This is a genomic window from Hydrocarboniclastica marina, assembly GCF_004851605.1.
Lineage (GTDB): Bacteria > Pseudomonadota > Gammaproteobacteria > Pseudomonadales > Oleiphilaceae > Hydrocarboniclastica > Hydrocarboniclastica marina.
Window position 1 is genome coordinate 1 of the sequence record NZ_CP031094.1, and the last position, 14114, is coordinate 14114.

General features: G+C 51.1%; 13 protein-coding genes. 2 read left to right on the top strand and 11 right to left on the bottom strand.

Annotation, left to right across the window (positions count from 1 at the left end):
• Positions 1-1128 (top strand): hypothetical protein, encoded by a 1128-nt coding sequence (locus tag soil367_RS18235; RefSeq protein ID WP_136550817.1) that lies wholly within the window; start codon positions 1-3, stop codon positions 1126-1128.
• 73 nt (positions 1129-1201) lie between these two features.
• On the opposite strand, the gene soil367_RS18240 is transcribed toward soil367_RS18235, so the two are convergent.
• The 7 genes from soil367_RS18240 to soil367_RS18270 form a co-directional block, all read right to left on the bottom strand.
• Positions 1202-1624, bottom strand: a complete 423-nt coding sequence (locus soil367_RS18240) for a hypothetical protein (protein ID WP_136550718.1) — start codon at positions 1622-1624, stop codon at positions 1202-1204.
• A 28-nt stretch (positions 1625-1652) separates the two neighbouring features.
• Entirely contained in the window at positions 1653-2579 is a 927-nt protein-coding gene (locus soil367_RS18245) for an FRG domain-containing protein (protein ID WP_172962421.1), read from the bottom strand.
• 116 nt (positions 2580-2695) lie between these two features.
• Positions 2696-4507 carry a hypothetical protein gene (locus tag soil367_RS18250; RefSeq protein WP_136550720.1) on the bottom strand — a complete coding sequence of 604 codons (1812 nt, stop codon included), beginning with the start codon at positions 4505-4507 and terminating at the stop codon, positions 2696-2698.
• Between the two features lie 1038 nt (positions 4508-5545).
• Positions 5546-6055, bottom strand: coding sequence for a hypothetical protein (locus tag soil367_RS18255; RefSeq protein WP_136550721.1), 510 nt, complete (start codon positions 6053-6055; stop codon positions 5546-5548).
• Positions 6052-6867, bottom strand: coding sequence for a hypothetical protein (locus tag soil367_RS18260; protein ID WP_136550722.1), 816 nt, complete (start codon positions 6865-6867; stop codon positions 6052-6054). The genes soil367_RS18255 and soil367_RS18260 overlap by 4 nt, the downstream gene beginning before the upstream one ends.
• Positions 6868-6869: 2 nt before the next feature.
• Positions 6870-7985 (bottom strand): hypothetical protein, encoded by a 1116-nt coding sequence (locus soil367_RS18265; RefSeq protein ID WP_136550723.1) that lies wholly within the window; start codon positions 7983-7985, stop codon positions 6870-6872.
• 103 nt (positions 7986-8088) lie between these two features.
• Positions 8089-9180, bottom strand: coding sequence for a tyrosine-type recombinase/integrase (locus soil367_RS18270; RefSeq protein ID WP_172962422.1), 1092 nt, complete (start codon positions 9178-9180; stop codon positions 8089-8091).
• Positions 9181-9680: 500 nt separating this feature from the next.
• Here soil367_RS18270 and soil367_RS18275 point away from each other — a divergent pair, with 500 nt between their 5' ends.
• Positions 9681-10739, top strand: a complete 1059-nt coding sequence (locus soil367_RS18275; RefSeq protein ID WP_136550725.1) for a DNA-binding protein — start codon at positions 9681-9683, stop codon at positions 10737-10739.
• A 75-nt stretch (positions 10740-10814) separates the two neighbouring features.
• Here soil367_RS18275 and soil367_RS18280 read toward each other — a convergent pair whose 3' ends face one another.
• From soil367_RS18280 to soil367_RS18295, 4 genes are all read right to left on the bottom strand, one after another.
• Positions 10815-11678 (bottom strand): DsbA family protein, encoded by an 864-nt coding sequence (locus soil367_RS18280; RefSeq protein WP_136550726.1) that lies wholly within the window; start codon positions 11676-11678, stop codon positions 10815-10817.
• A gap of 102 nt (positions 11679-11780) precedes the next feature.
• A complete protein-coding gene (locus soil367_RS18285; RefSeq protein WP_136550727.1) occupies positions 11781-12533 on the bottom strand; it encodes a hypothetical protein in 753 nt (250 codons plus the stop codon).
• A 676-nt stretch (positions 12534-13209) separates the two neighbouring features.
• Positions 13210-13524: a hypothetical protein gene (locus soil367_RS18290; RefSeq protein WP_136550728.1), complete on the bottom strand. Its 315-nt coding sequence runs from the start codon at positions 13522-13524 to the stop codon at positions 13210-13212.
• Between the two features lie 65 nt (positions 13525-13589).
• Positions 13590-13865 (bottom strand): hypothetical protein, encoded by a 276-nt coding sequence (locus soil367_RS18295; RefSeq protein WP_136550729.1) that lies wholly within the window; start codon positions 13863-13865, stop codon positions 13590-13592.
• Between the last annotated feature and the right edge of the window lie 249 nt (positions 13866-14114).

Sequence of the window (14114 nt, forward strand, 5' to 3'; positions counted from 1 at the left end):
ATGAACACCACAGCAGACCACGTTCGGCGTACGGGGCGGAAGCGCACTCCCGTTTTGGATACTGGGCACAGCCGGATCCGTTTATCGCGAACTTGCCGCTACCATCAGAACCGGGCCACTACTTTCAGAGTTGTTTCTGTCTCGACAGTACAAACCGTCCTCCGGGACGGAAAACTACAGACTGCGCTTACCACCGTTGGGCAAATATCAGAGATTGGTTATAGAAAAAGCCCGCAACAGGCAAAGGAGCAACTCGACCGTTATCTCAACGAAGCTCTGGCAATCGTTCGCCTTATTGAAAGAGCTATCGATAGCGGCCGGCCTCCCAAGAGGCTTTTGAGCCTTAATGATTTACCGAAAGAGATGGAGGTGCCTGAGGGAAACTGGGATCACCTTGATCTTGAGGCGATCCTGTTTGGCATTCCTTTAAAGCAGGCGGAATTCAGTCCCACGACCACATTTGGCGACAAGGATGAGCTCGCATCGACGTTGAAGAGGGCCGATTTGCGCAAACCAAGGAAGCCAGTCGCCCTCAACGGATTTCACCTGAAGTTCAAACCACTGCAAGTAGGCGCCGAGACCTTCTACCTTCCGACAGGTATTTACCGGGTAGAGCATGGCTGGCGGTTATTCCTGAGGCATGAAGAGGGAGTTTGGCACGATTACTTTAAGGACTCTCAGTCGACCATATACGAATCGCTCATCCAAGCGTGGGGGGGTCTTATTGGTGCGATGCTAGCGCGAACTGCCCCTCGAGAGCGTCTAGCTCCAGTCACGAATCAAGCAGCCTTCACTGGTATCGAGGGTGGCAATCTACTCATAGGCTTCCGGAACGGAAGCTGGCGAATTCAACTGCGCTACGCTCAAACGGACAGCAGAGGTAAGAGATATCTGGTCTCACTTCGCTACTGGCGTGCTCTCGAATTGAATGACGGTGAACTTCGGCAGGCTTTACGTGAGTTGGCGGCCATGGATAGCTATAGACGCTATCTGATTCAAAAAACAGGTGACCCAGATATTGTTGTTACGCGTGAGACGTCAATTCCACTTAAATTTTTCCCAGGAGAACCGGTTGTGCCCATCCTGGCAGACGATCTGATCTATAGCATTGAGCAGCGTTCAACCTGAAGTGCGACATGGCTCCGTTGATAAGGCCGGAAACCCGCGCTCCAGGTTCCTCTAGAGTGGCCGCTCTTGGGATCTATTCACTAAGCCTAAGTTTTTCTAATAACTTCTCGAAAACCCTTTTTTCATCTTCTGTGAGCTCTTGAGAAAGCTCTGCAGCAGAGTCTGACTGAAGCTCATAGATCCCCGTCTTTTTACCCACGTACACTTCCGGCCGGCCTGAGAACTGATCTCCTGTTATATCGATGACCTGCTCATTTACCTCAAGCCAGCCATGAAACGCACCTTCTACGATGGCTAGCTCGTAGGTAACCCCCTTGATGTCATAAAGCTCGAGGATTTTGGATAGAACAACCGAAGCGTACCCGCAACAGCCTTTGGGAAAATCTTTCATGTCATTAGGGAGGAGATCCTCGCGTTTGAGTTGCTCAAATGCACTACGAACAGCTTTTGCTATTCGCGAACATTTCTCGGCCTTGGTAAGGTCGTTCAACGTCATGCAGGCTCCATGTCCCCGAGGCAGCTCGTTAGTGGCCCATTGCACTCAAGAGCCGTATCAGCTGCAATTCATTGGCGTGCTTTGCCGCTCCGTCGGGGCCCGGGAATAGCTTTGCTGCCGTATACCCTGCTCTGGCGCATACACGGTAAATATATGGTGATAACAGTACAGGCAAGGTGTACTGGGTTATGTGGTTCTGCAACCCACAAGCTTTGTCGAGGTCGTAGTCAGTCTTATCGCCCATCCTCTTTAGGGACGTAGTGAAGCAGCCTTGCTGGGGCGTGATGTTGACGCTCAGGCTTGATGGGGTTTCAAGCACACAAAACGTCGACTTCTCCTTGCCCAGGCTGTTAATGGCTTTTGCATCAATAACCCATACCGATATCGAAGAGGTTTTCTTTTCCTTCTCATCTGCCAGAGTAGCCATACCGCCGATCGCAGCGAAATACAACGCAGCATAAGGAGACCTGGTCCAATCGAGTAGGCGGGTAGGTAACCCATGATGCTGGGCCATTACGATCAGCGGGTAGTTAGACGGCTTTGGCCATTCATTGTCTGGTATTAGGGGCCCTTCTAGAGGTGGCGCAGCCGAAAAGCCGCCAGCAAATGTCATTGCAAAAGGAACAGGCCACTTTGGGTCTGCCAGTTGAAAACTCTGCCTGAGCTCGGGTCCATCACCAGGAATAGGTGTCCCGGCGATGTCGCAACCCCTTATGAAATCCCTGAGTAGGCGGAACTCGCGGCAGCGTAACTGCTGGCCTTCCTTGCTTTGGCCCGATAAAACATTCCGGTGAGGTTCTGCTATAAGCGGTTTTCTGGCCACTCCAGGTGTAAGCGAATCACTGGCTTTGCTTTGACCGCGAAAAAGATGGGCGTCATTAAAATGACCGCCGAGGATTTCCGCGAGAAAAAAATCTGCATTCTTAAACTCGAGTTTATTAATGCCATTGCTCATTAGTTGCTCCGCGGGCATTTGGTCGAAAAGACCTCGATCGAGCTGAATGTCATGAATTCCATAAATGCTAGAAGTGTGGGGCGTGCGCTCGACTAATCGCGTACGAAATTCCAGTCTTAGTTTGGCGGCGCAGATCCTGCGGCTAGCGTTCTGTTGTGGTACGACTGATCTCCAGCCAAAGGGTCGGCTCTGTCGCGCTCTACGCGAAGCCAGAGGCGTCCCTCTTCGCCACTATTTCGCATCAAAGTGAAGCGGTACCCAAACATCGTGGTGGAATTAAGGGTAAGAGAGGCGTCCCAATTCTCAGCCGCGGTATAGCGTTTCACCAGCTCCACGAGCTCAACCTCAAAACGGCTGTAGGTCCTAGTGGGCCAGAGCAAGTTGTGCAGGTCTTTAAGAGACATGGAAAAGACATTCTCTGCCTGGCCTTTGAGCTGGCGATTGCTCCGACCGATAGTTTGGGTGAACAGATTGTAGAGCGTCTGGGCCAGGCCAGAACCCTCTTTCATGATGTCTGGATGAGCGGTATAGAGGGCTCGTGTTTCTTTATCCAGCAGCCGGCTGAACAGATGCGGGTCAAGTGATAGGCGCCACACACGAACTCTCTTCAATTCGTCAGGGTTGTACGGGTCGATTCTTTGCTCATCCATTTCCAACTCTGTCATTTCCCGAAGGGCATTCCCGGGGACCGTATGAACGGATTCAGCCTTTGAGTGATCGTCACCCTCACCGCCTTCAATGAAGCCTTTTTCGTACTGGGACTTCAGCACAGTCAGAAACCGGAAATCGGTAACAAAATCGTCGAGGTCAAAAAGATTCATGACGTCCAGGGCTTTCTTTGTGTCTGAAGCGTCAATCATTAGGCGAAAATTTGTATCGTAGAGCCGGCGAAGACTGGAATTTATAAGGCGCCTAACAGAGGAGCTTGACGGCGAGGCGTAATCCATCCGCTTGGCCAGGCTGACCACATCAATAAAAAAGGAGTTGTGGATCCGTTCAATGGCGTCGGCCTCAAGATGCTCGTACCGCTGCCTGTTAGTTTCGATGCCTGAAACACCGGATTCATCCACGGTGATATCCGACGGACCGCTGTCATCAAAATAAAAATCGTCCTCGCTATCGCCAAATAGACTGGACTGTCTCGGCACGTCAGCTCTGAGGATGTTCTCCTGGATTGAGGATTCTATGTAATGGGCAATCTCGGTTATTACAGCCCGGATCACTCTCTGATCGGCCAGGGTCGCCAACTCAGAAGAAGGTCCCGTTTGGGTTGTGGCCATGACCGTCACCTTTGCCTTCTTAATCCTAAAGCTGTTGGTGATCCGGTTATTCTCGACCTTCTCAAAAGTCGTGAATCTCATTGCCCTATCAAGCACTCCAGTAAAGAGTGTCTCAGTAACGCTTCTGGACTTGTGGAAGTGCTTAATCATCTGAGCGTCTGATTCTCTCAGGTGCTTCAAGATGGCTCGGGTTGTCTTGGTCCGAGTATTACGGTGGCCTTGGAGGTGTTCTTCCAGTTCGCGTTGCTGGGATGATTGAACAGACTCTTTATGGATAGGTTTGAGGGTGAAAATGCGAGCAGGTCTTCCGCCGCTGGCAAAGGAGCGCTCTGTGCTGGACATAAGATCCGCCTCGCAAAGGCTGAACGCCTTCCGTCTAACCGCTTTACGGGAGGTCCCCTTTATATCTTTGCCGTCAAGCCAATCCTGGAACTCACCGAAAGCGAATTCAACAGGCTCTGACGCATGGTTGGGATTGTCCAGGAGCACCTTCTCTGAAAAGAGAATGATCTCTGTCAAAAAGTCCTGTTCTGGTTTTGGCAGCCCACTCCGGCCGATAAATTCCATGGCCGCATCCTTATTGCGAAGAATGGCCTGATCTACCCGAAACGAGCTGGGTTTCCGATCGGAAGTGGCTGGCTTGTTCATCGCGGATCTCCGCTGGTCCAAAAAGTGGTTCAGGACGAGGGGCAAAAGTGTCCCTTTGCTTGAGATGGAGTATCGTTCATGTATCTATCTGGTTCAAGGCTGTTTAGAAAAACATCCCTTTGGTTCAAGGAGGCGGTTTAAATCGTCACTTTGGTTCCAGCTGCCGACCAAAATTGTCCCTTTGGTTCGATCTGGGCTACCAAATTGCATTGTGTTTAGGTCAGCCAGAGAGCGTGGTGGTTCTAAGACAAGCGGGTAAATGTCCCTTTGCCCCGAGGCGGTAGATGCAGTGGTTCTAGGATATGCTGAAAAACGTCACTTTGGTTCTGTGCCGAACACAGAAACCGCATTAAGAGGAATTTTACGTGAGAAATGCGGGGAATTTACGGCCATGGTTCTGGAGTGGTGGTAAAAACGTCCCTTTGCATACCCCAGGAAGCGAATGGAGGCGCCTTTATGCCCGTTATCCACACAAATAAAAGCAATAACCCTTCTTTTTCTCTTAGAACGATTACTACTTAAAGGCGTCCAACCAGCTGACATAAAAAGAGAAAAAACGGAGAAAAGCAATGTTCAAACCACTTTTACCAATGCGCGAACCACGAAACACCGAAGCGCGAACCACTTCTGGCAAAGGGCAAACTGTTCCGTAGCAATGGGCGAACCACATCGAGCAATGGGCGACCCAGAAAAAACTGACTTATCCACAGGAAATGGCGTTTTCATGTGTCTGAGGAAAGGGGAGCAATGGGCGAACCACTTTTCAATATGCCTATCCTAAATGACCTCTCAGACCGTGTGCCGGCCAGCATTCCTCCAGTTTAATCGCGACCGCTTTGCATCAGGACCGATCTGGCTTTGCTTAACCACTCCGGCTTCTCTCGTCTGACGCATAGCTATCTGGCCAGTTGTAAGGGTAGCCTTTGTCAGCCAGCTTTCTGGTGTCGAACTCAGGGAGCAAGTCAGCCACGCCACTCTGAACACCGCCATGGCCAGATTGATCACTATCCAACTCCCATAGCTATACGGGTGAACAGATCAACCTAGTTCGTTGACTCGGCCGCGCCTGGCGTAGCTAAGCTTCAGGATATTGAGCATGTCCGAAGCTGAAAGGCCCGGACGAAAGGTTTTAAGCTGGCTCATAACGAGCGTGTTCAGCCAGAAGAGTTCTTCCGGGTTAAGCTCAACACGAATTTTCCGACTGGGCGCGAAAACGGACAGCTCCATAGTTCTGCCATCAAGTGAATACCCTGTGTTTTTCGCGGAACCATGAAACTTCGCACTCATGGAGGGCAGGAAGCCGGATAACGTCGCCGCGAAAGCTGGGAGCTCAGACTTGCTCACCTGAACAACGGTTTTTTCCTGCCATAGCGGCGCTTTTGCGGCAGCTGGCCAGTACGCCGCTTCGATATTCACCGTGGATATAGGGTTTTCGCCTCGCGATGTAACCGCCTGAACTGTGATTGCCGCACCGACGCCGGATTTGTTCGGACGGTAAATTTTCACAGTCTCCCCAAACCCCCCAGCCACAGGCATTTGTTCGATCATGACTGGGCAATCTCCCCGGTTGAGTTGGGTAAAACTCTTCGCTGAAAAACGAACCTAATAATGAGTCCCCCTCCAGCCAGTAGCATCCCAGCCAGCGTTGATAACAGCGCAAGCTGAACGATGGCAGTGCTGACATGGTAAATTCCGAACCGTAGATAAGACCCTAGAGCCTGGTTCAGCGCCGGCAGAACCTCTTGTAAGAGCGATAAGCCGAGAAGAACGGTTACGACCGCTAGGGCTCCCCCTGAGGCGCCCCTAAGGTCAGTTTTGCTTGGTGTGGCGTGGGTACCGATCATCACCGCCAGTAGAAGAACTGAGCCCATACCCACTCCGTCGACTGAACCAACAAGTGCCCTAGCCCAGTCGACTACCCGCTCCCAGAAAGCTGGAGCTGCCAAGTCGGTGAGGTCCGTAAATCCGGTGAATGAATGAAGCGATGGGAACCCAACTATTGTGAAAAGGCCCATGACCAGGTAGCTGCCGAATATGAGTGGCGCTAGCCCGACAAAGATCAATCCGAGCTTGTGGCTGAACCGTGCCGGATAGTAGCTATAGTCCACGTAACCAAGCGTGTTCGATCCTGGATCCGGCTTATAGAAGGCAATCCTATTGATCCTCATCCTGAAAAGGAGAGCCATGAGCGCATGAGAGATCTCATGAATGGGAGTTCCGATCAAACCGGTAATTAGCAAGCCCTTAACCTGATGCCGCCCTAGAGCCCGGTAATAGAGCCCGTTGGCGATGGCTAACAGCGTCCCTGCAAGAACAGGCACGGAGAGAACAAGCAAAAGGTCGATGACCGAGGTATGCATGGTTATGCCCCTGGGGAAAACAATACTTCCCCGTTAAATCCACCTTTGCTCACGCTCCTGATTAATGCTTCTAGCACTATCTCTTCTTGCCCAGAGTTTTCGCTAAGCGCAGGGGTATTCACCAGGTTTCTCTCGTTGATGGTGATCTTGATCCGCCCATCGTGTGTTAGAGACTCGTCTGCAAGGTCGACGTAGCTCATGAAGGTATGAGGGCTTACACTGCCTTTCCCGCCCACCAAGTTCATTCGGCCGGCTACGATCAACCCCTCCAGCCCGTCTGCGGATCCTTCGAAATTGGTATCTCTTTGGGCAATGCGAGCTAAGGGTTTCAGCTTGCTAATGACATCGACCTGCATGCTTTTAACGTAATCGCGGACCTTGCTGTGATCTTCTTCAGCAAAACTTACGTAACCCCGCTCGAGCTGGTCGGTAAGGTAAGCGTCACTAGAAAGCTTATGAAGCCGTCGTGAATTGCGCTCGATCTCTTGAGTAAGCTCTTGCGAACGGTACTGCCTCCGGGAAATCGTCCCGTAATTTTGCGCAGCTTGGGTCTGGGCTAGAAAAACTGCCTTTTTTGCGTTCTCGATCGCGCCAGGTGAGGACTCATCTTCAGCAGCCTTTAATTTGGCATCGGCCTCTTCGATAACCGCTTGATACCGGAGCTCAGCTATTTCGATTTGCTTAAGCTCGGAAACCGCCTCGGCCAGGCTGGTCGAGGTCTTACTTGCTTCATTCTGGACCTCAGTCCGGATTTCAGCTTCTTTATTTGCAGCGAGAGCTCTCAGGTCAGCCGGTAGATTGACCATGGAGTTTGCATCAGCTCCAGGATATCTAAGATCAAGTTCAGGAAAACCGGATCCGGCTAGTTGAGCGGACCATGTTTTGACAAGAAGACTTCCTAATTGCTCTCGATCAGACAGAAAAACCTCTGTTGCGCGAAGTGCTTCCTCATCTACGCCGTAAACAGCACCATCGACGCCTTCATAGGACAGCTCGTTCTGGTCCCAATCAGAGATCGTGACAGAACCTGCTCTTGGATAGTCTGTACACCCGGGCAGTATTAGTAATGCGCAAAGTGCTAGACCGAGGTAACTCCCGCCTACAAATTCCTTGACCATGCCATGCTCCGGAACGCTTCACAATCAGGGGAAGTTATCACGCGGTGGCAAAGCACAACCTAAAGGTTACCGCTACTTTGTCGGCCTAACTCAGCACTCAGGTTCATTCATACCGAGGCCTCTTCTCTAAGCGATCAGCTACTTCTTCGTTTCCTTTTTTCGCGTAGTGGGCAGTGGTGTTAATGTTTGTGTGGCGAGCAAATTTTTGTGCAATGGTTAGGTCGGGCTCCACCGCAACAAGATCAGTAATCGAAGTGTGACGCAGCCAGTGAGGGCTCGCTCTACGAAGATTTGCTGCCGCGTGCGCCCTTTCTGCCGCATCTTCCTCCGGCCCGCCAGCAGCCTCTAACAGGTCCGCGGCACGGCGAAACACATCTTTTACAAGCTTGTAGATCAACGTACGCTCTACGGGTTTGAAATATTTCGCTTGTGAAGCAGCTTCACTGGAATTTTTCCGGAACTGTCTTAAGTCAGGCACCAAAGGGAATTCTTCTCCAGGGGATGGCATTGGGCTAAGCCCCAGTTCCACTCGGAATCTCTGCACCTCTTGCATACATTGTTCACTGGCGGCGATCGACGCACGCTTTCCACCTTTCCCGGTGACGGCCAGTTCCCAGAAATTCCGTTTGGCCTGCCGTACGTACTCAAAATCACCCATACTTGCCATAGCGCATTCCGACTCCCGCAAACCCAGATGCAAGAGGATAGCCACAACCCAGCGGGTTCTTGCTGCAGTTAATCGCTGGAAATCAGTTTTTGCTGAGGTAGAGTTAACGCTTAACCAGCTAAAAATGGCTCTCATTTCGAACTTATTCAAAGAGCGCTTGCCGGGGTCTGGTTCTGGTGCTGGTTTGAATTTCTTGTCAGGGAAGGGGTTGGCCCGTAACCAAGCAGAACTCGACAAGTAGCTGTAAAGGCTGCGGAGTATGGTGAACGAGGCTTTAATACTGTTCTCTGACAAAGCCCCTGTGAACGGACGCCATCTTATGTCAGTTCGCTTGTAGACTTTTTTTCCTATCAAAGGTGAGTTTTTCGGGGGGTCTTCGAGAAAATCGTGATAAGCGCTCAGGTCATCACGCAACACCTCAGACAAGGCCATCCCGCTGTCGGCTGCCCACAGCAGTAGCCGCTCAGCTTCCCGCTTATAGGCTTCCAGCGTCCGCTCTGAATTCTTTGCCACTTCCGCCAGCCACATAGCTACAGCTTCACAGTCAGTGTCGGCCGATATTAAGGGTCTATCGTTCCTCAGAAAACCTCTCCGTACTGGGATCGACTGAGCCCATTGTGGATGTCCCCAGGGGAAGACCTCAGAGATTTCCCTTACGAGCTGCTGGTCGGCCGGCCTGTTACTCACCATGTTGTTAGTCATCAATGTTGCCTCAGCCGGTTCGGGCTTCTGGATACGCAGAATTTAGCGTTTTACGTGAAATTTAGTACTTTCTGTTGAAAAATTTAGCGCTTTGCGTGGAAATCAGAGCTTTTTTAGTCGGTAGTTCAATAGTTTGTGTGGCACTCCCAAAGTTTCAACACAAAGCACTAAATTTGTCGTCAGCCTATGTCACTCCAGTATCTTCTCCCCTCGAGGCTAGTTCAACCTATTTTACGTTATGTTGAACTATAACGTTTTACCGTTATATTTGTTACGTTATACGTAACGTGTACAATACGGTAAATCGAAGCCACCCGGAGAACCCGATGAGACAACCAAGCGTTTCATTCGACGAAGTCGTCAGAGCCGCAACAGGATTGATTAAGTCTGGAAAGAACCCGACCGTTGCCGCGGTCAGGACTGCTGTTGGTGACCGGGGCTCGAATACGACAATCAATCAGTACCTGAACGACTGGCGAGCGTCGCTCCAGGAAGATGGCCTTCAGCAATTGCCTAAATCACTTCCAGAGGCATTGCTCGAGCCCATGGAGACGTTTTTTAACGTCGCCGTTGTAGAAGCCGGCAGGCAGTTCGAATCAGCGCAAAGTGAATTCGAGGCAGAAAAAATCCGCTTAGTCTCAACCTTGGCGGAACGCGATGACACGCTGGCAGATCTTCGCCGCCGAAATGCGGAGCTTGAGTCTTTTTCTCACGAGCTAAAGGACCAGGTTGACCGGCAAGAACAGGAAAGGAATGCGTTAACTGGTCGAACAAAGGAGCTAGAACAGCGACTTGAGTCAGCGGTACGAGATCTAAGTGAGAGTGAACGGCTCCTCGAGCAGAAAACAAAGGATCACGAAGCTGCATTTACCCGGCTTGAAACCCGCTATCAGGAGGAGGTTGAGCGGTTCGAGAGCACCATCTCGGAGTACAAGGAGCAAGCCCGAAAAGAAGAAGAACGCTTCAATCTGCAGAATGAGTACTGGGCTAAGGAGATCGATCGATCAAGACGGGACGGTGATGCCCGGGCTCTGAAACTAGAAGCAGAGAAGGAACAGCTGCGGGCTCAATTGAGCCAGTCAGCGGACCAAACTGATTCCTTGAGAACCCTCCTGCAGGAAGCAGAAAAGAATCTCGCCGGTCAAAGAGCTTCAACTGAAGGACTTGAGGCCCAGCTCCTTCACATGCAAAACCGCTCCGAGAGCCAGCAGAGCACGATCATCGCCTGTAAAGAAAGCTATGCTCGCCTGCGGGCCGAGCATGATTCATGGGAGGAAAAGCTGCAGCTGCAGGACCAGCAAATTGTTGAACTATCCGAGGCTCTAGCTGAAGTGCAGCGACAATCATCATCTGAGAAAGATGAGCCCGGTGGCGACCAGACCTAACCCTTAGGGGTTCACTATTCCGAATGAAAAGACCCCGCTCGAGGCGGGGCTTGTGAGGTGAGCTATACCAGACGATTACTGGGTTAGAGCCACTTCCTCGATGTTATCACCCTCAACAGACTCGGCCGCGGCCGCTTTTTTGCGCAGCTGAGTAATGGCTGCTTGCAGCTGGCCTTCTGGTACAGCCCCTGAGAGGGTATAAACTTCCCCGGTTTTGTGGTGAATCACAGAACTGGCAGGCGTTCCCGAAACCCCTGCTTGCTGGCCAAATTTGTAATCCTCCTCAACTTTGCTCTTCATTTCGCCCGAAGCCATACACGCATCGAAGGCCTTGCGATCAATGGGCATGAGATCAGCCAGTTCGCCTGGCTTGATGCCATTACTGCCACCGTTGTCGAAGACCAGCTGGGACGCCGTCCAGAATTCCTTATTGCCAGCCACTTTGGCTATACAGGAGGTCGCCTCGTGTAGGGAACGTGCTGAGGGATGAACGGGAAAATGCTTCCATACCCAGTTAACGTCTCCCCCTGCCTGGTCCACTACTTTTTTTGGTGTCTCGTGGTAGCTCTTACAGTAAGGGCAATCAAAGTCGGAAAATTCGATTACGCTGAACTCAGCATCGGGATTACCGTAAATCAGGTCTTCTGACTCAAGCCGCTCTTGAGCATTAGAGTAGGCTGGGCTTACAGACTTGTACTGACGGAGCTGCTTTTCCCTCTCGAAAGCCGCGATCTGAGCAGCCATCATCTGCTCAATATCGGCCTGGCTCGTATTGCTATTGAGCATCTTGCTTTGTTGTTCCGCAATTTCAGCGAGCCGATCAATTTTTTTCCCTGTTGCATTCTGTTGAAAGAGTGCAAGCGCAGAAAGAACTATAGCTAGCACAAGCCCGCCAAAAATCAGGGTCTTGGTTTTGGTTGTGGTGTTGGCCTGAGACATTACAGCTCCGTTGGGTTGTCGAATTGCAGTCAGAATATCAACGGAGCGGCAGAGCCAACCTTCAGGTTAGGGTTAAAAAATATCTCAAACTCTCTGGATGTCTTACGATGCCTCGATTTCAGTCGCCTCATCCATCTCTGAAGCGATCTGAGTATCGGTCCTGTTGAATACAGTCACCAGTATCTTTTGATGCTGTCGGTCGATAACCCCAAAATGAACAACATCTGTGGGATGACGGTAGACCGCCCTATCCTCTTTCCCGTATTTCCTGTCCTTATGAGCCTGGACAGACCCCGGTAGTTTGATCGGTTTTAGCGACGCGTTCATCAACCGTTCTTCGAGTGATTTGAGAGCATTTTCCGGTTTTCCCGGGAAGAACCTTTCAATGAAGCGCTGTAACGCATGGTCAGTTATCTGAACGGGGCCTAGCGCCGGCGTATCCACTTCAATGTAAGTTCGTGCGTCAGGTGAGATGACTTCTGTGGGCTCTGTATCAGCCGGAGGCAACCGCTCATTCTTCTTCTGGATCTCTATCTTCGAGCCCACCAGTCGGGATGAAAGGAATGCGGCGTACCTTTGGAGATGCTTTTTTGCTGACTTTCCGGTAGCTAACTTTTTGACCGCACCTTTTGAAAAGGTGAGATGCACACCCACTCCGTTGCGAACTTTATTGCCCAGGATGTTTCTATCAGTGATTAGATGCTTCGCCGCGGCCAGTTCAGCAAGGATATCAATATCGGGATGAGGTGTAGTCGTTCTGAGGACTAACGCTCCTCTTCTGCTATCAGAGACCGCCCAAAGGACCTTGGCTTCCGTCTCACTGATTTTAATGGCCTGGATGTTCAGATAGTTCATAGAGCCCTCCTTTCGTCTGAGAGGCGTCTCGGCCGCAACCGAGCTACCCCGTTCTGCTTTACGTTCATCGCAAGATCATTGCACAGGAGCCTAGCTTTGCAACGCTCAGGTTGTGTATATGGCTGAAACAAAAAACCCCCGCCAAAAAGGCGAGGGCTTCCAGTTGCTAAAAGAAGGATATGACACCAAGACCGGCACCAATAATCCCTAGAATCAAGCCACCAAGGCCTACATGAGTAGTTAACCTGTACCCCCAGTCCGGATGCCTTAAGTAGTACCCGAAAATGCTCCAGTAGCTCGCTTTCCGGACCTCGATTTCTAAACCGCTTTCACCAAGCTTTACGCCTAAGGCATCTGCGGAATCGTAATCGATAGCTATGGCGGATGGAGATCTTATGTCCATACTCCCCGCGCCCAAGGCGAACCGAATGGTTTCTAGCCCATTGTTTCGGTTCACTAGCTTAACGGCTTCCCGACGATTTAGCAGTCTGGATCCTTTGGTCTTACTGAGTCGGCAGGGATGAACCCGGGCCAAAGCAGACACAACCCCTGCATCACGACTGGGCAAAGCGATAACCGAAGTGGCGACAAAATATAGCTTTGCCATGACACTCTCCTATGATTTTTTCGAGAGAGAAGCTCCGAAGAGCTCCTCTGCCGAGTAAAAGAACGCCAGTTAGAAGTAAAAAAGCTCGACCTCAGCAGCCGCTTTTTCCCTTCTGGCCAACGGTTGAAGCTCTTCTTCGGTGCCCTCAAGCTCCGGAGAGAAAGCTGGATGAAAACTGCGGTTCCAGGTAATCAGATCATTATCTACGTCGAGATAGCAGTGCTTTCCACTGGATGGCTGGAAGCAGTACAACCAACGCCGGCCGTTTATGACAGAGATTGGCTCGGTACCACCACAAGCTGGAACTATATCCTCGACCCGCAGTGTGGGCTGCGCGGCCAGTAGCCTCTCCGGCTCAGCCGAAGCTGTCGTGGATTGCTGCATGAATGCACCTTTTGTGTGAGAGGGAGACATTTCCCATCTGGGAAAAGAATCCCCTTGGGGGAGATTTAGGAGGCCAGACGATCGTTGTCCCACGCCCACCGAAACAGTGATTTTTCTAACACGGCAAGGCACTGGTTAGACCTTTCATAATCACCCAGGACCAGCCGATAAAGGCCGTTCACCTGAGTAATCACTAGCCCTCCCGGGTAGATCGCTAGAGTTCCCTGAAAGTCATCGCTGATCTCAGGAAATTGGCTCTGCAGGTCATTGTCTCGCACGAACACAAAAGCTTCGTGAGAACTCAGTTGAGTTACTCCCTCTTTCCAGCTTTGGAAGTTCATCGGGCAACCCCCGTTACTGGATCAGAACCATCAGAATGGTGACGACCAGCTCGCGGAGCCTCAGTGCCAGAATTGGAAAACAACAAAGCAGCAAAGAATGCTATGAAATGCATAAGACTTTCCTTTTTTAGGGGTTGGGCCTCGCTTTAGCGATGCTCAACCTGGTTGGATTGGAGTTCTGTTTATCCCAAAGGCCGGCCAGCTACCGGTTCATGTGCCAAGGCACAGAATCTTCTTTCCGATCTATTG